This window comes from Streptomyces sp. NPDC058221, from assembly GCF_042882365.1.
In the GTDB taxonomy this organism is placed as follows: Bacteria; Actinomycetota; Actinomycetes; order Streptomycetales; family Streptomycetaceae; genus Streptomyces.
Map to the genome: position 1 here is coordinate 1 of NZ_JBHVWF010000142.1, position 20491 is coordinate 20491.

Here is a 20491-nt window from a genome sequence, read left to right on the forward strand (position 1 = left end):
GTGTAGTAGTCCTCCTGGTTCTCCTCGCCGGTGACGATGCGGCGCGCGCCGCGGGTCGGGGAGCCGGGGGTGATCACGGTGTACTCGTGGTAGTAGCCGGTGCTCTGGTCGGGCAGGACGCCTTCGCGGTTCTGGAAGACGACACCGTCCTGGTCGTACGGGAACGGGCCGCCGGCATCGATGAGATCGAGGGTGTCGTGCGCCTGGGCGGGGAGGGCGGAGTAGCAGATGCTGCCGACCGAGGTGGTGGCGGCTGTCGCGGTCGCGGCGACGGGGCCGCCGACGAAGAGGACGGACAGGAGGGCGGCTGCGCCGCCGAGCGTGGTGATCCGTGGGGGGATTCGCATACCCACCATGATGACGCGCGTAGATGTGGTCCCGTCAACGCCAACTCGGGTGAATTTTTCGGAAGTTAACCGTGGGGAACGTAAACGACGCACCGTTCACGGGCTGACGGAGCGCCAGATGTGTTCCGGCACCGTCCTCGTCGCTTCCTCGATGTCGATGTCCCCGACGGACAGCCAGCGGCGCGCGATCCCCGTCACCGGGCCCAGGATCAGCGACTCGAGGACGGGCAGCGGAAGGGCGGCGAGCTGCCCCGACTCCTGATGGGCGTAGAGCCAGGCGGCTATGGGCGCCAGCCGGGCCTCCTGTGCGCCCCGGATCCGGTGGGCGTGCACGGTGATCTCGCGGTCCATGGTGACGGAGTGCATGAGGCGGGACGCGTCCGGGTGGTCCTGTACGAAGCGGAGATAGGCCCGGACCGCCGCGTGGACGCCGCCGCGGGCGTCGTCCGCCCGCTTCAGCTCCCCGGCCAGTTCGTCGAGGAGGCGGCTCAGCCAGGACTGCGCGAGCGTGACCAGTACGCCGTGCAGGCTGCCGAAGTGGTGGTAGAGGCTTCCGGTGCTGACCCCGCTGGCCTTGGTGATCGCCCCCAGGGTGAGTCCTGCCTCGCCGCGGGATGCGTAGATGTCCAGTGCGCAGTCGAGCACCTGCGCCGCGGTGGCCTCGCCTCGCTGCTGCTTCGGACTCATCGGTGTCGCCCTCGTTCCCGGTTCCGGCGGCCCCTCCTGGCGCCGCCGAGAACAGCGTAGAAGATGCTTCCAGAATTTTTTCCAAAACTAGTTCCAATAGTTGTGCGTTGTACTCCAGACTGAACAGCCGTTGCGCCAAGTCCCGGCAGAACACCTGGACTTCGGACAGCGGAGGCGCGGCCCGGGGGCCGCGGGGCGGAACACACGGGGGAGCGCTCAATCATGACCAGCGTGCACGACGGAGACCACGGGAACGGTGGGGACCACGAGGACGGTGAGGACAACCTCGACGGCGACATCAAGCCCCTGACCGCGAGTGACCCGGCCCGGATCGGGCCCTATCTGCTGCTCGGCCGGCTCGGTGCGGGGGGCATGGGCCGGGTCTATCTCGCCCGCTCCGAGGGCGGGCGCACGGTCGCGGTCAAGGTGGTGCACACGGAGCATGTCGCCGATCCGCAGTTCCGGGCCCGCTTCCGCCGCGAGGTCGACGCGGCGAGGCGGGTCGACGAGCGCTACACCGCGCCCGTACTGGACGCGGCGCCCGACGAGGAGTACCCGTGGGTGGCCACCGGCTATGTGCCCGGGCTCTCCCTCGAACAGATCGTGCGCGGCCACGGCGCACTCCCCGCCGATTCGGTGCTCGCCCTCGCGTCCGGGCTCCTGCGTGCGCTCAAGGACATCCACGCAGCCGGCATCGTTCACCGCGATCTCAAGCCATCGAACGTGATGCTCACGGTCGAGGGCCCCAAGGTCATCGACTTCGGCATCGCCCGGGCCGTCGAGACCTCCGTCGAGTCACTGCTCACCAGCACGGGGATGGTGATCGGCTCGCCGGGCTTCATGGCCCCGGAGCAGATCCGCGGCCAGGGCGCGGGTCCGAAGAGCGATGTGTTCACTCTCGGCTGTGTGCTGACGTACGCGGCGACCGGCACGCTCCCCTTCGGCAACGGGGTGAGCAACCAGCATGCGGTCATGTACCACATCGTCGAGGCCGAGCCCGACCTCGGAGCGGTCCGCGACGAGCGCCTGCGCACCCTGATCACCCGCCTGCTGGCCAAGTCCGTCGCCGAACGCCCCGGCGTGGAAGAGCTGTTGGCGGAACCCGGCCGGGACCGCCCCGTCGCCGCGGCGTCGTGGCTGCCCGCGGGCATAGTGGCCCGCCTCGCCCGGCAGTCGGCGAGGCTCCTGGACGCGGAGGTGGCGCCCGTGCGGCAGGAGGGCCCCGACCGTGCCACGCTCGGTCTCCGGTCCCCGGCGGATGCCTCCCCGGCCGTCCAGGCCGGCGCGGGGACCACGCCGAAGCCGAAGCGGGAGGAGCGCCGGCGCCGCTGGATCGTGTCTGTCCCGCTGGTCCTGGTCCTGGCCGGGGGCGGCGGCACCCTGGCGGTGCTGCAGCCGTTCAGCGGCGACACCGGCAGTCACGCCTCTCCGCGGCCGGGCGGCGCGCCGAGCGTGTCCGCCCCGGCGTCACCGGACGCCGCCCCGACCCGGGGCGACAAGACCCCCCAGGCGTCCGACGGCAAGAACAAGGACGGCAAGAAGGACGGGAAGGGCAAGAAGGGTGAGGACGGGAAGGACGGCGAGGACGGGCAGAAAGGGGAGCAGGAGGGCAATGCGCAGGACGGGGGCGCTGGTTCGGGCTCCTCGGGCGGCGGCGGAGGTACCACGTCCGGCGGCGGAGGCACCACGTCCTCCGGCGGGGGCTCCGGCGGCTCGTCCGGCGGCAGTACTGCAACGACAGGCGGCGGGAGCGGGAGTTCGAGCAGCGGAGGATCGAGCGGCACGTCGGGAGCCGCGAGCAGCTCGGGCGGCAGCACCTCGGGATCGACCAGCGGTTCGGGCGGGGGCTCGGGCGGCGGGACCTCGGTTCCGTCCGCGTTCGTGGGCACCTGGAAGTTCGGTGAGACGTACAACTCCGGCCAGCCGGGCACCGTCACCATCTCGGCGTCGGGCGCGGTGCGCCTGAGCGACTACCCGTACTTTCCTTGTCCGTTCGAGGCGAAGGTGACCTCCGTGACCAGCAGCAGGATCAACGTCGGTGCCCTCGAACTGGTCGGCGCCAACCCTGGTTACTGCTATCCCCCGCGCGACGCGTCCTCGTTCACCCGAAACGGCAGCGGCCTCCAGCACGCGGTCGGGGCCGCTTCCTACTACTACAAACGGGGTTGAGCGCGGTGTGACCCCTGCGGACAACTCGCCCGAATCACCCTCCTCATGAGAGCCGCAAGGCGTGACCGCCCGTGGGCGGGGCATGCATTGCGTGAAGCACATTCGATGAGAAGGGGGCGATTCACTGTGCGGGCGGGGGAGACGATGGAGCGTCAGGAACTGGGCCGGCTGCATCGCAGACTGGGCCGTGCCGATCTGGCGGCGATTTCGGAAGTACGCGGAGCCGTAAGGGAATTACTGCGCTACCGGTGGGAGGAGGAGCCTGCCAGGGTCGCCGAGTTGCTGCTCAGCGAGCTGGTGACCAACGCGCTGGTCCACACCGACGACGGCGCAGTCGTCGCGGTCAGTGTGGCCCCGGAGAAACTGCGGGTGGAGGTGCGGGACTTCGTCCCCGGGATGCCCGTGTCGCACGTACCGAACGCCGACGACGGTACGCACGGCAGGGGGCTGGTCCTGGTGGAGAGCCTCGCGGACGCCTGGGGGGTCAGCCCGCAGGCGCTCGGCAAGGTGGTCTGGTTCGAGCTGGACGGCGAACGGCCCTGACCATCAAAGGGATCGTCAGGGCCGTTCATCGCCATCCGGGCCGGCCTGCGGGCCTGCCCGCGGGCGTCAGCCGAACTGCTGCTCCAAGTCCTTCAGCTTCTGCTCCAGCGAGTCGAGCCGGGGCAGTGCCTGGGTGTCGTCCTCGGCAACGAGGTCGGCCGCTCTCGGATCAGTCGTGCCCGGGTCCGGGGCGTTCTTGGAGTTCGGGCCGCTGACGGCTTGCAGGGATGGCCGGGGTCGCAGAGGCAGCTGACCCGGCTCGGATATGGCGGGCTCCGCGACGGACTGCGCGGAGCCCGTCGCGGGGGCGAGTGCCGGTACGTCCACCGGTGCGCCACCCCGGCCGACCCGTCCCCAGGCCCGGTTCTGCCGGTTCAGGGCCTTGATCTGCGCCCGGTCCAGCTTCTCCTGGTCCTTCCTGCGGAGACGGTTCTGCTCCTTCTCTCTGCGGTCCTCGCGCACTTCGTCGACTGCCTCGTCCAGCGTGCGTACGCCTTCGAGGAGCATCAGCGACCAGGCGCCGAAGGTCTCCCGGGGCGCGCGCAGCCACCGGACGATCCGGATCTGCGGCAGCGGACGGGGCACCAGGCCCTGCTCGCGCAGCGCCGCCACCCGGGTCTGCTTCAGGGCCCGGTCGAACAGCACGGCCGCCGAGAGCGACATCCCCGCGAAGAACTGCGGAGCGCCCGCGTGGGCCAGGCCGCGCGGCGCGTGCACCCAGTTGAACCAGGCGGCGGCACCGGCGAAGGTCCACACCAGCAGCCGTGAGCCGAGCGCCGCGTCGCCGTGGCTGGCCTCACGCACGGCGAGCACGGAGCAGAACATCGCCGCCCCGTCGAGGCCGAACGGGACCAGGTACTCCCAGCCACCGGCGAGGTTGAGGTTTTGCCGGCCGAAGCCCACGAGGCCGTGGAAGGAGAGCGCGGCGGCGACCGCCGCGCAGCAGAACAGCAGAACGTACGAAGCGGTGGCGTAGAGCGCTTCCTTGCGCCTGCGCCGTTCCTCGCTGCGTTCCCAGGAGTCGTCGGCCGCGGATGTGTCAGAGGCGCGCTTGCCGCGCGCGACCACCGCCACCGCCGCCATGACCCCCGCGAGCAGTACGGCGCCCGGAAGCAGCCAGTCAAGCGATATGTCGGTCAGTCTCATGCGCGGTCCCTTGCGTCGCGTAGGGCGTTTCGGGCGCCATCGTGGCGGAGATTCCCTCAAGGCCTGGCGGTTTCGGGGCAAGTGAACGCCAATGGGGTGGCTGAGTCCGCTTATTGCCGTGATCTGATCGAATGCCCTTCAGGACAGGGGCTGTTGTGTTCGAATCACGTCACCCGTGCGGGCGGTGTGGATCAGGAGGCGGCCGTCAGCTTCCGGAGCCGGTCGGCATCACAGGTGCGCGGGCAGGTGACGCAGGTGTCCTCGGGCCGCAGTGTGTAGAACAGGCAGCAGCTCGCCCGGTCGCGGGTGGGCAGCGACTCGCCCTCGGGTCCGGTCAGTTCGCGGAAGCCCGCCGTGCCGACGTACGGCTTCGTGGTGCCCGGCAGGAGTGCCTCCAGCTCGGCCATGGCGCGCCGCTCCTCTCCCAGGAGGTGGGCGATGTACCAGAGGCCCTCGACGATCTCGTCCGTCGCCATGCCCCACAGGGCCCGCTTGCCGCGCCGCATGCGCGGTCCGAAGCCGTCGAGCACCGGTCCGAGATGCTCGGCCACGGAGTCGAGGACCTCGGCGCGCAGCGCGGCCTCGTCCGCCACCACCCGGGCGCCCGGCAGCGCCGCCGCCGGGTCGTCGGGCAGGCAGGCGAACTCCCGCACCCGGACGGTCAGATGGCCCAGCGCCCGCTGGAAGGAGACGTCCTCGACCGGAATCCGCGGCACTCGCCGGTGCAGGAACCACGGCACCGTCACCAGCAGGCAGGCGGGCCAGGCGTACCGGTGCAGTCCGAAGCTGGCGACCACGTCGGGCCTGGCCTGCTGTCCGTAGTCCCGCAGCACCTGCGCGTTGTCCCAGGCGAGGAAGGTGTCCAGGGCTCGGCCGCCGGCTGCGAGCTCGTGCGCACCCACCCAGCCGACGCCGCCCGGGGCGGACTCGCCGTCCGCGAGCACCTCGGCGCGCAGCCCGGGGAAGACCTCGGTCAGACGTGCGTATGCCTCGGTCACGGCCGATGTCGTCGCTGCGGGAAGCAGGGCGGGGAGGGGCATGCGGGACCACCGTATCGCGATCGTTTAGAGGTAAGCCTTACCTTACCCGACCTGATCGATGTTTGAACTGCAGCCTCCTCCGCCTATCGTGCACACGGGGCACGGCACGCGCGAGCCGTCCCCGACCGGCCGAGGAGGAACCCGTGGAGCAGGGCAGAACGCGTGAGCAGGTGCCGTCGCCGTACGCGACCGCCCACTCGGCCGTCCGGGTGCCCGAACAGGCACGCGGCGAGCACACCCACAGTGAGCCTCCCGCGCCCCGCGCCACGGTGCAGCGGCACTCCGTGCGCGGCCAGATCCTGGACGCCCTGCGCGCGGCCCTCGTCGACGGCGAGCTGATCCCCGGGCAGGTCTACTCCGCCCCGGCGCTCGGAGCCCGCTTCGGGGTCTCCGCGACCCCGGTGCGCGAGGCGATGCAGCAGCTGGCCGTCGAGGGCGCCGTCGAGGTCGTGCCGAACCGCGGCTTCCGGGTCGCCGAGCGCGGCCCCCGCGAGCTGGCCGAGCTCGCCGAAGTGCGCGCGCTGATCGAGGTCCCCGTCATGCTGCGGCTCGCCCGCACCGTGCCACCGGCCGGCTGGTGCGCCCTGCGCCCGCTGGCCGACGCCACCGTGGCGGCGGCGGCCGTCGGCGACCGGGCGAGCTACGCGGAGGCCGACCGGGCCTTCCACGGAGCTGTGCTCGCCCTCTCCGGCAACACCCAGCTCGTGGCGGTCGCCGACGATCTGCACCGCCGCTCCCAGTGGCCGCTGGTGAGCAACCCCGTCACCCGCCGCGCCGACCTGCTGGCGGACGCCGCCGAGCACACCGCACTCCTGGACGCGCTGATCGCCCAGGACGTGCTGGTCGTGCAGTCACTCGTACGGGAACACTTCGCGGGCGCCGGCGGCTGACCCGGGCCTGTGCCGCCGGTCGGGGCGACGCGGGCCTCAGTTCGCCCCGGCCGTCTCCGGCCCCGGCGGGTCGATGTGCGGGGCCAGCCACGTCGGTACGCCGCCGAGCAGCCGGAAGAGCCTGCCCGCCTCGGCGCGCAGCCGGGTCGCGGCCTCGGGCTCCGGTTCCGCGTCGGCCATGGCGATGAGCGCCGGGGCCGTGCCGACCAGGTAGCCCAGCTCCTCCCTTATCCGCAGCGACTCCGCGAATCCGTGCCTGGCCTCCGCGAGCTCCCCCTCGCGCAGGGCGATCAGTGCGAGGTGGCGCCAGGTGGAGGAGAGCAGCAGCGCGTCGCCCTGTGCGGTGGCACCGGCATGGGCCCTGCGGTACGCGGCGCGCGCGGCCTGTGGCGAGTCGGCGATGTTCTGGGCGATCAGGCCCCGCCGGAAGTCGAGCAGCGGGCGGCCCGCGGCGGCCGGGGCCAGGAGCGCGGCGGCCCGGCTCAGCGCCACCCGGGCCTCGTCGGCCCTGTCCCGCACGTTGAGCAGCGTCGAGGCGTAGGCGAGGTAGCCGCGCTCGCAGGCGGCGGCCCCGCGCTCGGCGTCGTTGTGGGCCAGGGCCTCCGCGGTGCGCAGCGCGTCCTCGGCATCGGTCCAGCCCTGTCCCGTGTACAGGCACCGCTCGGTCAGCAGAGCCGTCCGCTGGAGCGCCGCCGCCGGATCGGTGGCGGCGTCGTCCTCCAGCAGTGCCGCGGCGTCCGTCCAACAGGCGCGTGACCGCAACCGCCATACCGCTGTCTGGAGCGGCGGATCGTCATCTGCTGTCGTTCCGGAACCAGACATGGCGGTATACGCCACATTGCCCTCCCCGAGCGCGCCATTGAGCCGGTGAGAGCGTCCGGCAACGGCCGGACGCTCTGAGTCTGGGCGCATCACAGCACGGAATGGCACGCCGGGCCAAGGGGGCGAGGCAATGTCAGGTGAAAGTTTTCACAATCGGCCGGAGCCGCCGGGGGCCGCAGAGGCCCCCGGAGATCAGCTCATACGCAGGGCGAGGAAGAAATCGAGCTTGTCCTCAAGGCGCGATAGATCACGGCCCGTCAACTGCTCGATTCGCCCGACCCGGTAGCGCAGCGTGTTGACGTGCAGATGCAGCCGGGCCGCACAGCGGGTCCAGGAACCGTCGGAGTCCAGGAACGATTCCAGGGTCGGGATCAGCTCCGCCCGGTGCCGCCGGTCGTAGTCCCGCAGCGGGTCGAGCAGCCGTGCGGTGAACGCGCGACGCACGTCGTCCGGGACGAACGGCAGCAGCAGCACGTGCGAGGCCAGCTCGTGATGGCCGGCCGCACAGACCCGGCCCGGGCGCGCCGCCGCGACCCGGCGGGCGTGCCTGGCCTCCTCCAGGGCGCCGCGCAGCCCCTCGGGCGAATGCACCGAGGCGCTGACACCCAGTGTCAGGCGGCCGTCGTCGGCCAGACCCGCGGAGAGCGGGGCGCGGACGGCGGCCAGCAGGGCGTCGGCGTGCAGCGCCGGATCCTCCCGGGAGGGCTCCGCGCCGTCCGGGTCCGCGGCCTCGTCCGCCTCCGCCGCCGCGACGGCGGGCAGCGGCACCAGTGCCACGGCCTCGTCACCGGAGTGCGCGACGGCGATCCGGTCCGCGGAGTCGGGGCCGGTCACCGCTGGGTCGACCAGGATCTCCTCCAGCAGGGCCTGGGCGACCGGGCCGCCCGCGATACCGGATCCGGTGGTGCCGGACGCGCCCTCCTCGGTCCAGTCGACCCGGGCCACCACCACCTGCCAGTGCGGCGCGGTCCCCAGGCCGGGCAGCAGCACCGGGGCGGCCACCCGCAGCCTCGCGGCGATCTCGGCGGGCGGGGCGCCCGCCTGGACCAGTTCGAGTACCTCCTGGGCGAGCCTGCGGCGTACCGTCCGGGCCGCGTCCCGCCGGTCCCGTTCGACCGCGATCAGCTGGGTGACGCCCTGGAGCAGGTCCAGCCGGGCGGCCGGCCAATCGCTCGCGTCGGCCTCGACGGCGAGCAGCCAGTCGGAGAGCACCGATTCGCGCACGTCACGGGAGGCCGGGACGGCGCCCCGGCCGTTGTTGCGGATCGGGAAGAGCGAATACGTCACCCCGCCGACGGCGGCCCGGTGCGGGGCGCGGCGGCCGGAGCGGACCGCGGCCAGATGGAAACCGGCCAGTTCCGCGCCGACCGGTCCGGGCAGCGGCTCACCGGCGCCCGCGATCTGCCGGCCGGTGGGCGAGAGCACCCAGGCCTGCAGGTCCAGGTCGGAGCCGAGCAGGTCGAGGACCACCTCGGGGCCGCCGCCCGCCGGGCCCGAGGTCATCAGGCGGCGGTGCCGGTCGACCACCGCCGCGAGGTCGCCGGCGCGCTCGCCCGAGACCTGCCGGACCACATGTTCGGTGATCATCGCGAACGCGACGGTCTCATGGACCGCGAAGAGCGGCAGCCGGTGCCTCAGGCATGCCTCGACCAGATCGGCCGGGATGGCGCCGAGCTCTGCCTCGCCCGCCGCGAGCCCGGCGACACCGGCCCCCGCGAGGATCCGTACGAACGGCTCCGAGTCCTTCTCGTCCCGGCGCCAGGCAAGCCCCGTCAGGACCAGTTCGCCGCCCGTGAGGTAGCGGCTGGGGTCCCGCAGGTCGGTGGTCATCACGCCCCGGACCGAACGGTCCAGCTCGTCGTCGCCGCCGAGCAGCCGCAGGCCCAGCGCGTCGGTCTCCAGCAGTGCGCGCAGCCGCATCTCGTCGCCGCCGATCTCTTTCGTTGGTGCGGGTGAAAACTGGGTGTTGCGGTGAGGTCACAGAGACCCGTCATTCGTTCGAATCTACAAGACGAGGGCGAAGACCAGCCAACTCCTTCATGGTTTCGGTGACTGCACCAGGTGGAGCAGGGCTTGTGTACTGGGCCACACACCGCGTTAACAACACATGAACGACCAGTCGAGGGCCGGCCGTCTCCAGCCCCCAGTGAACGACCCGATTGAGAAGAAGAGAGCCACTCATGGACTTCCTTCGCCCCGCCAGCTGGGAGGAGGCGCTCGCCGCCAAGGCCGAGCACCCCACGGCTGTTCCCCTCGCGGGCGGCACCGATGTGATGGTCGAGATCAACTTCGACCACCGGCGGCCCGAGTACCTCCTGGACCTGAACCGCATCGGTGAGCTGTCCGAGTGGGAGGTGGGCCAGGAGAGCGTACGGCTCGGAGCCTCCGTTCCGTACAGCGCCATCATGGATCACCTGCGCACCGAGCTGCCCGGTCTGGCGCTCGCCTCGCACACCGTCGCCTCGCCGCAGATCCGCAACCGCGGCGGCGTCGGCGGCAACCTGGGCACCGCGTCGCCCGCAGGCGACGCGCACCCGGCGCTGCTCGCCGCCGGCGCCGAGGTGGAGGCCGAGTCCGTCCGCGGCACCCGGCTGATCCCCATCGATGACTTCTACACCGGCGTCAAGCGCAACGCCCTCGAACCGGACGAGCTGATCCGGGCCGTGCACATCAAGAAGGCCGACGGGCCGCAGCAGTACTCCAAGGTCGGCACCCGCAACGCGATGGTCATCGCCGTCTGCGCCTTCGGCCTGGCACTGCACCCCGAGACCCGCACGGTCCGCACCGGCATCGGATCCGCCGCCCCGACACCCGTACGGGCCAAGGAGGCCGAGGACTTCCTGAACGCCGCTCTCGAAGAGGGCGGGTTCTGGGAGAGCCGCACGATCATCACGCCGTCCCTCGCCAAGCAGTTCGCCACGCTCGCCGCGGGCGCCTGCAACCCGATCGACGACGTGCGCGGCACCGCGAGCTATCGCAGGCACGCGGTCGGGATCATGGCCCGCCGGACCCTCGGCTGGACCTGGGAGTCGTACCGCGGCAACGGCCGCAGCACCGAAGGAGCTGCCTGATCATGCGCGTCAATTTCACGGTCAACGGCCGCCGTCACGAGGCCGACGACGTCTGGGAGGGCGAGTCCCTCCTCTACGTCCTGCGTGAGCGGATGGGCCTGCCCGGCTCCAAGAACGCCTGCGAGCAGGGCGAGTGCGGCTCCTGCACGGTCCGCCTCGACGGCGTCCCGGTCTGCTCCTGTCTGGTCGCCGCCGGCCAGGTGGAGGGCCGCGAGGTCGTCACCGTCGAAGGTCTCGCCGACTTCGCCGCGCACCGCTCCGAGGCCCACCCCGGCACCGGCTGCGCCTCCGGCGCCTGCGGCACCACGGTCGACAAGGCCCGCCGCTGGCAGGCCAAGCCGACCGGTGAGGACGGCCGGGACACCGGTGAGCTCTCCCCGATCCAGCAGGCGTTCATCGACGCCGGAGCCGTCCAGTGCGGCTTCTGCACCCCCGGCCTGCTGGTCGCGGCCGACGAGCTCCTGGAGCGCACCCCGGAGCCGTCCGACGCGGACATCCGCGAGGCGCTCTCCGGCAACCTCTGCCGCTGCACCGGCTACGAGAAGATCCTCGACGCGGTCCGCCTGGCGGCCGCCCGAGCGGAAGAGACGGTCTAGACGATGGGCGTTACCGGTTCCCCCACCAACATCAACCAGGGCACCCGCACCAAGGGCGGCATCGGCGAGTCCACGCTGCGCCCCGACGGGATCCTGAAGGTCACCGGTGAGTTCGCGTACTCATCGGACATGTGGCACGAGGACATGCTCTGGGGCCACACCCTGCGCTCCACCGTGGCGCACGCCGAGATCGCCTCGATCGACACCTCCGAGGCGCTCGCCACCTCGGGCGTCTACGCCGTGCTCACCTACGACGACCTGCCGACCGAGGTGAAGAACTACGGCCTGGAGTTCCAGGACACCCCCGTCCTCGCCAACGGCAGGGTCCGGCACCACGGCGAGCCGGTGGCGATCGTCGCCGCCGACCACCCGGAGACGGCCCGCCGCGCCGCGGCGAAGATCAGGATCGACTACCGCGAGCTCCCGGTCATCACCGACGAGGCCTCCGCGACCGCCCCCGACGCGATCGTCCTCCACGAGGGCCGGGACGACCACCACGCCGGGGACGTACCGCACCCCAACATCGTCCACCGTCAGCCGATCGTCCGCGGCGACGCCGAGGCCGCGAAGGCCCGCGCCGACGTGGTGGTCAGCGGCGAGTACGTCTTCGGCATGCAGGACCAGGCCTTCCTCGGCCCCGAGTCCGGTCTCGCGGTGCCGTCCGAGGACGGCGGCGTCGACCTGTACGTCGCCACCCAGTGGCTGCACTCCGACCTCCGCCAGATCGCCCCCGTCCTCGGCCTGCCCGAGGACAAGGTCCGCATGACGCTCTCCGGCGTCGGCGGCGCATTCGGCGGGCGCGAGGACCTGTCGATGCAGATCCACGCCTGCCTGCTGGCGCTGCGCACCGGCAAGCCGGTCAAGATCGTCTACAACCGCTTCGAGTCCTTCTTCGGACACGTCCACCGCCACCCCGCCAAGCTCTGGTACGAGCACGGCGCGACCCGTGACGGCAAGCTCACCCACATGAAGTGCCGCATCGTGCTGGACGGCGGCGCCTACGCCTCCGCCTCCCCGGCCGTCGTCGGCAACGCCTCCTCGCTCGCCGTCGGCCCGTACGTCATCGACGACGTCGACATCGAGGCGCTCGCCCTCTACACCAACAACCCGCCCTGCGGCGCGATGCGCGGCTTCGGCGCGGTCCAGGCCTGCTTCGCCTACGAGGCGCAGATGGACAAGGTCGCCGCCGAACTCGGCATGGACCCGGTCGAGTTCCGACAGCTCAACGCCATGGAACAGGGCACCCTGCTGCCGACCGGCCAGGTGGTCGATTCGCCCGCCCCGGTCGCCGAACTGCTGCGCCGGGTCAAGGCGAGGCCGCTGCCGCCCGAGCGCCAGTGGGAGAGCGCCGGTGAGCACGCCGACGTACGGGCCCTGCCCGGCGGGCTGTCCAACACCACCCACGGCGAAGGCGTCGTACGCGGCGTCGGCTACGCGGTCGGCCTGAAGAACGTCGGCTTCTCCGAGGGCTTCGACGACTACTCCACCGCCCGGGTGCGCATGGAGGTCATCGGCGGCGAACCCGTCGCGACCGTGCACACCGCCATGGCGGAGGTCGGCCAGGGCGGCGTCACCGTGCACGCCCAGATCGCCCGAACCGAACTGGGCGTCTCGCAGGTCACCATCCACCCGGCCGACACCCGGGTCGGCTCGGCCGGTTCCACCTCCGCGTCCCGCCAGACCTACGTCACCGGCGGCGCCGTGAAGAACTCCTGCGAGGCCGTCCGGGAGCAGGTCCTGGAGATCGGCCGCCGCAAGTTCGGCACGTACCACCCCGCCTGGGCCACCGCCGAACTCCTCCTGGAGGGCGGCAAGGTCGTCACCGACGGCGGCGAGGTACTGGCCGATCTGGCCGATGTGCTGGAGGACGAGGCGGTCGACGTCGAGCTGGAGTGGCGCCACCGGCCCACCGAGGCCTTCGACCTCCATACCGGACAGGGCAACGGCCACGTCCAGTACTCCTTCGCCGCACACCGCGCGGTCGTCGAGGTCGACACCGAGCTCGGACTGGTCAAGGTCATCGAACTGGCCTGCGCCCAGGACGTCGGCAAGGCGCTCAACCCGCTCTCCGTCCTCGGGCAGATCCAGGGCGGCACCCTCCAGGGCATGGGCATCGCCGTCATGGAGGAGATCATCGTCGACCCGAAGACCGCGAAGGTGCGCAACCCGTCCTTCACGGACTATCTGCTGCCCACCATCCTCGACACCCCGACCATCCCGGTCGACGTGCTCGAACTCGCCGACGACCACGCCCCGTACGGGCTCCGTGGCATCGGCGAGGCACCCACCCTGTCGTCCACCCCGGCCGTCCTCGCGGCGATCCGGAACGCGACGGGCCTGGAGCTCAACAGGACGCCGGTACGACCCGAGCACCTCACCGGCATCTGACCGGAGCTCCTTCCCAGCTCTCCGGGCGGTGCGCGCCTGACGGGAACGTCACACTTCCTCCGCCCGCACCGCCCGGAGGACCCAAGCTCCGCACCGCTCGCGGCTCTTGACCGGATCAACCGCAGAAAGCAGTACCCGTACATCCACTCTGCATGAACAGTTCGTCTCGGGCCGTCCCCCGGGTCGTGCCGCCCGCGCAGTCATCCCAAATCCCGCATCTAGATTCTCCATCGCGGGTGCCCCTGTGAACCTTGGGAGTCAGGCATCATGACCCAGCAGTCAGTGGAGCCCCGGACCGCCGCAGATGACGCGGGCCCGGGCTCACGCATCCCCGCCGGCAGATCGTGGCTCGACCGGTACTTCCACATATCCGAGCGAGGATCGACCGTCGCACGTGAAGTGCGCGGCGGTGTCACGACCTTCATGGCCATGGCATACATCCTGTTGCTCAACCCGCTCATCCTCGGTGGCAAGGATGTGGACGGAAACCTCCTCAGTCAGCCGGGCCTGATCACGGCCACCGCGCTGGCAGCCGCCGCGACCACCCTGCTGATGGGCTTCGTCGGCAAGGTCCCCCTCGCGCTCGCCGCGGGGCTCAGCGTCTCCGGCGTCCTGTCCTCACAGGTCGCCCCCCACATGACCTGGCCGCAGGCCATGGGCATGTGCGTGATGTACGGCCTGGTGATCTGCCTCCTCGTGGTCACCGGTCTGCGCGAGATGATCATGAACGCGATCCCGCTCGCGCTGAAGCACGGCATCACGATGGGCATCGGTCTGTTCATCGCCCTCATCGGTCTCTACAAGGCCGGCTTCGTGGGCAAGGGCACCGGCACCCCGGTGACTCTCGGCCCGGCCGGCGAACTCGCCGGCTGGCCCGTCCTGATCTTCGCGGTGACGCTGCTGCTGATCTTCATGCTGCAGGCCCGCAACATCCCCGGCGCCATCCTGATCGGCATCGTCGTCGGCACCGTGGTCGCCATCGTCATCAACAAGGTCGCGGACGTCGACCCGAAGATCTGGAGCAGCGGCCCGCCCGAGCTCAAGGGCTCCGCGGTCTCCTCGCCGGACTTCTCGCTCTTCGGGGACGTCGAGTTCGGCGGCTGGGGCGACGTCGGCGCGATGACCGTCGGCTTCATCGTCTTCACCCTGGTGCTGGCCGGCTTCTTCGACGCCATGGCCACCATCATCGGGGTCGGTACCGAGGCGAAGCTCGCCGACGACAAGGGCCGGATGCCGGGCCTGTCCAAGGCGCTCTTCATCGACGGCGCCGGCGGTGCGATCGGCGGCGTGGCCGGCGGTTCCGGGCAGACGGTCTTCGTCGAATCGGCGACCGGGGTCGGGGAGGGCGCCCGCACCGGGCTCGCCTCCGTCGTCACCGGCCTGTTCTTCGCGGCCTGTCTCTTCTTCACCCCGCTCACGGCGATCGTGCCGGCCGAGGTGGCCTCCGCCGCCCTGGTCGTCATCGGCGCCATGATGATGCAGAACGCCCGCCACGTGGACTGGAGCGACCGTGCCGTCGCCATCCCGGTCTTCCTGACCGTGGTCCTGATGCCGTTCACGTACACCATCACCACCGGTGTGGCGGCAGGTGTCATCTCCTGGGTCGCGATCAAGGTCGCCCAGGGCCGGGCCCGCGAGGTCGGGGCCTTCATGTGGGGGCTGACGGTGATCTTCGTCGTCTACTTCGCCCTCCACCCGATCGAGAGCTGGCTGGGCGTCAGCTGACGCCCGTCCTCCGCACACATCCGTCAAGGAGACCGAGATGCTGGACATCGCCGAGGAGCTCGACCGGTGGGCCGGGCAGGGACGCGAATTCGCCGTGGCCACGGTCGTGGCCGTCGGTGGCAGCGCACCCAGGCAGCCGGGCGCCGCACTGGCCGTCGACCGTGACGGCACGGCGATCGGCTCGGTCTCCGGCGGGTGTGTGGAGGGCGCGGTGTACGAACTGTGCCAACAGGCCCTCGACGACGGCACCACCGTGCGGGAGCGGTTCGGCTACAGCGACGAGGACGCCTTCGCGGTCGGTCTGACCTGCGGCGGCATCATCGACATTCTGGTGACACCGGTGCGGGCGGACGACCCCGCCCGTCCGGTGTACGCCGCCGCGTTCGCCGCCGCCGCCCGGGGGGAGGCGGCGGCGGTCGCCCGGATCACCGAGGGACCCGCCGAACTCCTCGGCCGGCCCCTGCTGGTCCGCTCCGACGGCGCTCACGAGGGCGGGCTCGGGGGACACCCCGAGCTCGACCGCACCGCGGTGGCCGAGACCCGCGCCATGCTGGACGCGGGCCGCACCGGCAACGTCACCATCGGCGCCGACGGCTCGCAGTGCGGGCAGCCGCTGACCCTGCTCGTCGAGTCCAGCGTCCCGCCGCCCCGGATGATCGTGTTCGGGGCCATCGACTTCGCCGCGGCGCTGGTGCGGACCGGGAAGTTCCTCGGCTACCACGTCACGGTGTGCGACGCCCGGCCGGTCTTCGCCACGAAGGCACGGTTCCCGGACGCGGACGAGCTGGTCGTCGACTGGCCGCACCGCTACCTCGCCGGCACCGGCGTCGACGCCCGCACCGTCCTGTGCGTGCTCACCCATGACGCCAAGTTCGATGTCCCGCTCCTGGAAGCGGCGTTGAAGCTGCCGGTCGCCTACGTCGGCGCGATGGGCTCGCGCCGCACCCACCTGGAGCGCAACGACCGGCTGCGCGAGGCGGGCGTCACCGAACTCGAACTGGCCCGGCTGCACTCGCCGATCGGCCTGGACCTCGGCGCCCGTACGCCGGAGGAGACCGCCCTGTCGATCGCCGCCGAGATCGTCGCCGACCGGCGCGGCGGCAGCGGCGTACCGCTGACCGGCGCGCACACCCCGATCCATCACAGCGGGGCCCTGGCGCCCGCCGGGCGCATCGCCTCCGTGGCCTGAACCCGCCCCCGCGGGGCAGCCGCGCCGACCGGCGGGTTGCCGCCACGGCGCATTCACGCCAGGGGTGAATCGCACCGCAGCCGCCGATTTACCGGTAGATCAGCTGCATGACACTCACTGCCTCCACCGCCTTCCTCCGGGCGAGACCCGCTCGGGCGGGGCGCAGGGCCCTGCTCATAGCGACCTCGGTCGCCCTGGTGAGCGGCGCGCTGCTTCCCGCCACGGGCGCCGCCGCGGCCACCGGCCGGCCCCCGTCCACCGGTCACCCGGCTGTCCCGGTCAAGCAGTACGACATCACCCTGCTCACCGGTGACGTCGTGCACTACGCCGACGGCGCCGGAAAGCAGGACACCGTCACCGTGGACCGCCCCGACGGCGCGGCGGGCGGCGTGCACGTCCAGCAGGCGGGCGACGACATCTACGTCCTGCCCGACGAGGCGGCGTCCCTGATCGCAGCCGGCAAGCTGGACCGCCGGCTCTTCGACGTCACCGCGCTGGCGAAGACGGGCTACGACGACGCGAGGTCCGGCGGCATCCCGCTCATCGCCACCTACCCGGCGAGCAAGGCCCGTTCGCTGCCCGCCGCACCCCGGGGCAGCAGGACGGTCCGCCGGCTGGCGAGCATCCACGGCGCGGCGCTGAAGGCGGCCAAGGCCACCACCCGCGCCTTCTGGGACGACATCGTCACCACGCCCGCGGCCCGTTCGCTGGACAAGGGCATCGCGAAGCTCTGGCTCGACGGCCGGGTCGAGGCCGCGCTGAAGGACTCCGTCCCGCAGGTCAACGCCCCGCAGGCGTGGGCCGCCGGCTACGACGGCAAGGGCTCCAAGGTCGCCGTCCTGGACACCGGAATCGACGCCGATCACCCGGACGTCAAGGACCGCGTCCTGGAGTCGAAGAGCTTCGTGCCCGGCGAGGAGGTCGACGACAAGAACGGCCACGGCACGCACGTCGCGTCCACCATCGCGGGCTCCGGCGCCGCGTCCGACGGCCTCAACAAGGGCGTCGCCCCCGCCGCTGATCTGATCGTCGGCAAGGTGCTGAGCGACGAGGGCTCCGGCGCGGACTCCGGGATCATCGAGGCGATGGAGTGGGCCAAGGCGGAAGGCGCCGACGTCGTCTCCATGAGCCTGGGCTCCAGCGTTCCCGACGACGGCTCCGACCCGATGTCGCAGGCCGTCGACTCCCTCTCGGCCGACGGCGGCCCGCTCTTCGTGATCGCGGCGGGCAATGCCTACGGCGCGGGCACCATCGGCTCTCCGGGATCGGCGGACAAGGCGCTCACCATCGCCGCCGTCGACAAGCAGGACAACCGCGCGGACTTCTCCTCCATGGGCCCGCTGACCCGCAGCTACGGCCTGAAGCCCGACCTCTCCGCGCCCGGCGTCGACATCAACGCCGCCGCCTCGCAGTCGGTCCCGGGCATCGAGGGCATGTACCAGTCGATGTCCGGCACGTCGATGGCCACGCCCCATGTCGCGGGCGCGGCAGCCATCGTGAAGCAGCGTCACCCCGACTGGTCCGGTCAGCGCGTCAAGGACGCGCTGATGACCTCGTCGAAGGGACTGCCGGACTACACGCCGTACGAGCAGGGCACCGGCCGGCTCGACGTCAAGGCGGCGATCGACACCACGATCGAGGCCACCGGATCCGTCGCGGTCGCGTCCTACGACTGGCCGCACTCCACCTCCGATCCGGTCGCCGAGCGCACCATCACCTACCGCAACACCGGTGACAAGGACGTCACGCTGGACCTGGCGACCGACACGGACGCCGACGCCTACACGCTGTCGGAGAAGCAGCTGACCGTCCCGGCCGGTTCGACCGCGGAGGCCGTCCTCTCGCTCGACCCGGAGAAGGTCGCGAACAACACCACCTTCTCCGGGCAGGTCGTGGCCAAGGACGCCTCCGGCGCCACCGTCGCGCACACCGGCTTCGCGCTCAACAAGGAGCAGGAGCTCTACGACCTGAAGATCGAGCTGCGCGATCGCGCGGGCAAGCCGATGGACGGACAGGTCGTCATCGCCGCCCTGGGCGACGAGAACCTCGGCGTCGTCGCCGTCCCCGGTGACACCACGCTGCGGCTGCCGCCGGGCAACTACACCGCCTGGACCGCCGCCGACGTCAAGGGCGACACCGCCGACTCGCAGGCCCTCGCCTTCCTGGCGGCCCCCGAGATCATTCTCGACAAGTCGACGAAGGTCACCCTCGACGCCTCCAAGGCCCACAAGGTCAGCGTGAGGACGCCGAAGGAGACCGAGAACCGCCAGCTGCGCTACGACATGGCGCGCACCGCACCGGACGGCACCGTCCAGCGCGACGCGTACCAGATCCCGCTGACGTACGACCAGTTGTGGGCGAGCCCGACCAAGAAGGTCACCCAGGGCAGCTTCTCCTTCCTGACCCGCTGGCGGCAGGGCGAGAAGCTGATCGACCTGACGGCCGGCGGCCGTGATGTGCCGGTGACCGTGCAGGGCGGTTCGCCCGTCGCGGAGGACAGTGACAAGAAGCTCGGCAGCGTCTTCGCGGGCGACGGCGCCGCCGCCGACTACCGGGGCATCGACGCCAGGGGCAAGGCCGTCGTGATCCGCAGCAGTTCCGAGGTGCCGCCCGCCGACCGGCTCGCGGCCGCGGTCGCGGCCGGGGCCAAGGCGCTCTTCGTCGTCAACCAGGGCGACGGCGTGCTGATGGAGTCGTACACCGACTACGGCACCACGGCGGCCATCCCCGTCGCATCCGTGCAGCGGCTGGCCGGCGAGCAACTGGTCAAGGCCGCCAGGGGCCGTAAGAAGGTGACCGTCGAGCAGCGGAAGTTCGCGCGCTACGTGTACGACCTGGTCGACCGCCACGACGGCACCGTCCCGGACCGCTCGCTGGCCTTCGCCCCGTCCACCCGTGAGCTGGCGAAGGTGGAGAACACCTTCTACGGCAACCGCGACGTCGTCGGCGGCGGCTTCCGCTACGACATCCCCGACTACGGTCCGGGCATCGGCTTCGAGGAGTACGAGAAGTTCCCCGGCACCCGTACCGAGTGGGTCACCCCGCTGCCCGGCGACTCCTTCTGGTACGAGAACCACTCGGTCCTCAACGACGCGGGGACGGACACCGCGCTGGAGGAGCGCAGCGGGAACATGGACTACCGGGCCGGCCGGAACTACACGGACTCGTGGTTCGCACCGGTCAGCCACCCGCGACTGGGCACCGGCTACTGGGGTCCGTTCCGCTCCTCGTACAACGACATCCAGTTCAACATCACGCCGTGGACGGACTCCGGCGACGGTCATTCCGGTTCCATGCCCGACAAGGAGTACGACACCGGCACCGTCGCCTTCTTCCAGGGCGACACGCAGCTCGCCAAGACGGCCGGCCGCGCGGGCTACGCCTGGGACCTCTCGCCCGAGAAGCTCCCCTACCGGCTGGCGCTCGACGCCTCGCGCGACGCGGGGGTCTGGAAGACCTCGGTCCGCACGCACACCGAGTGGAACTTCCTCTCCGGTGCACTCGACCCGTCAGGACCGGCGCAGGCCGACATCCCGCTCCTCCAGCTGGACTACGACGTCAGGACCGACCTGGCCGGTGATGTGAAGGCCGGGAAGTCCACCGAGATCGGTCTCTCGTCCACCACGCAGGAGTGGCTGGACGGCGCGGTGAAGGCGACGAAGGCCTCGTTGTCCGTCAGCTACGACGACGGGAGGAGCTGGAGCGCGGTGCAGCTGAAGAAGAACTCGGCCGGCTCCTGGACGGCCCGGTTCAAGACCCCGAAGAAGGGCGCCACCGCGGTCTCGCTGAAGGCACACGCGGAGGCCGGCGACGGTCTCGCCGTGGACCAGGAGATCATCCGGGCCTTCGGCCTGAAGTGACCTGCTGAGGTCCCCTCT

15 protein-coding genes are annotated in these 20491 nt (G+C 71.4%); 9 read left to right on the plus strand and 6 right to left on the minus strand.

Features of this window, described 5'->3' with window-relative positions:
• On the minus strand, positions 1–347 hold a 347-nt coding region (locus ACFVW8_RS31835), incomplete at its 3' end, for a ribonuclease domain-containing protein (protein WP_389696153.1).
• Positions 348–443: 96 nt separating this feature from the next.
• Positions 444–1034: a TetR/AcrR family transcriptional regulator gene (locus ACFVW8_RS31840; RefSeq protein WP_389696155.1), complete on the minus strand. Its 591-nt coding sequence runs from the start codon at positions 1032–1034 to the stop codon at positions 444–446.
• Positions 1035–1256: 222 nt separating this feature from the next.
• Between ACFVW8_RS31840 and ACFVW8_RS31845 the strand changes: the two genes are divergently transcribed.
• A complete protein-coding gene (locus ACFVW8_RS31845) occupies positions 1257–3203 on the plus strand; it encodes a serine/threonine-protein kinase (protein ID WP_389696156.1) in 1947 nt (648 codons plus the stop codon).
• Between the two features lie 180 nt (positions 3204–3383).
• The gene (locus tag ACFVW8_RS31850; protein WP_389696179.1) at positions 3384–3746 is read left to right on the plus strand and encodes an ATP-binding protein; all 363 of its coding nucleotides are present in this window, start codon (positions 3384–3386) and stop codon (positions 3744–3746) included.
• A gap of 66 nt (positions 3747–3812) precedes the next feature.
• Here ACFVW8_RS31850 and ACFVW8_RS31855 read toward each other — a convergent pair whose 3' ends face one another.
• Positions 3813–4892 carry a DUF2637 domain-containing protein gene (locus ACFVW8_RS31855; RefSeq protein WP_389696158.1) on the minus strand — a complete coding sequence of 360 codons (1080 nt, stop codon included), beginning with the start codon at positions 4890–4892 and terminating at the stop codon, positions 3813–3815.
• A 191-nt stretch (positions 4893–5083) separates the two neighbouring features.
• Positions 5084–5932, minus strand: coding sequence for a (2Fe-2S)-binding protein (locus ACFVW8_RS31860; RefSeq protein WP_389696160.1), 849 nt, complete (start codon positions 5930–5932; stop codon positions 5084–5086).
• A gap of 143 nt (positions 5933–6075) precedes the next feature.
• Between ACFVW8_RS31860 and ACFVW8_RS31865 the strand changes: the two genes are divergently transcribed.
• Entirely contained in the window at positions 6076–6822 is a 747-nt protein-coding gene (locus tag ACFVW8_RS31865; protein WP_389696162.1) for a GntR family transcriptional regulator, read from the plus strand.
• 36 nt (positions 6823–6858) lie between these two features.
• Here the strand turns inward: ACFVW8_RS31865 and ACFVW8_RS31870 are convergent, their stop codons facing one another.
• Positions 6859–7644, minus strand: a complete 786-nt coding sequence (locus ACFVW8_RS31870) for a hypothetical protein (protein ID WP_389696164.1) — start codon at positions 7642–7644, stop codon at positions 6859–6861.
• Between the two features lie 192 nt (positions 7645–7836).
• On the minus strand, positions 7837–9564 hold the full coding sequence (locus ACFVW8_RS31875; protein WP_389696166.1) for a PucR family transcriptional regulator: 1728 nt from the start codon (positions 9562–9564) through the stop codon (positions 7837–7839).
• Positions 9565–9824: 260 nt separating this feature from the next.
• Between ACFVW8_RS31875 and ACFVW8_RS31880 the strand changes: the two genes are divergently transcribed.
• The 6 genes from ACFVW8_RS31880 (at position 9825) to ACFVW8_RS31905 (ending at position 20473) form a co-directional block, all read left to right on the plus strand.
• On the plus strand, positions 9825–10715 hold the full coding sequence (locus ACFVW8_RS31880; protein ID WP_389696168.1) for an FAD binding domain-containing protein: 891 nt from the start codon (positions 9825–9827) through the stop codon (positions 10713–10715).
• 2 nt (positions 10716–10717) lie between these two features.
• Positions 10718–11311, plus strand: a complete 594-nt coding sequence (locus ACFVW8_RS31885; protein ID WP_389696169.1) for a (2Fe-2S)-binding protein — start codon at positions 10718–10720, stop codon at positions 11309–11311.
• A 3-nt stretch (positions 11312–11314) separates the two neighbouring features.
• Complete coding sequence (locus ACFVW8_RS31890) at positions 11315–13699, plus strand: xanthine dehydrogenase family protein molybdopterin-binding subunit (RefSeq protein WP_389696171.1); 2385 nt, start codon at positions 11315–11317, stop codon at positions 13697–13699.
• 267 nt (positions 13700–13966) lie between these two features.
• A complete protein-coding gene (locus ACFVW8_RS31895) occupies positions 13967–15424 on the plus strand; it encodes an NCS2 family permease (protein ID WP_389696173.1) in 1458 nt (485 codons plus the stop codon).
• Between the two features lie 37 nt (positions 15425–15461).
• Entirely contained in the window at positions 15462–16613 is a 1152-nt protein-coding gene (locus ACFVW8_RS31900) for an XdhC family protein (RefSeq protein ID WP_389696175.1), read from the plus strand.
• 107 nt (positions 16614–16720) lie between these two features.
• Positions 16721–20473: a S8 family serine peptidase gene (locus ACFVW8_RS31905; RefSeq protein ID WP_389696177.1), complete on the plus strand. Its 3753-nt coding sequence runs from the start codon at positions 16721–16723 to the stop codon at positions 20471–20473.
• The last annotated feature ends 18 nt before the right edge of the window (positions 20474–20491 follow it).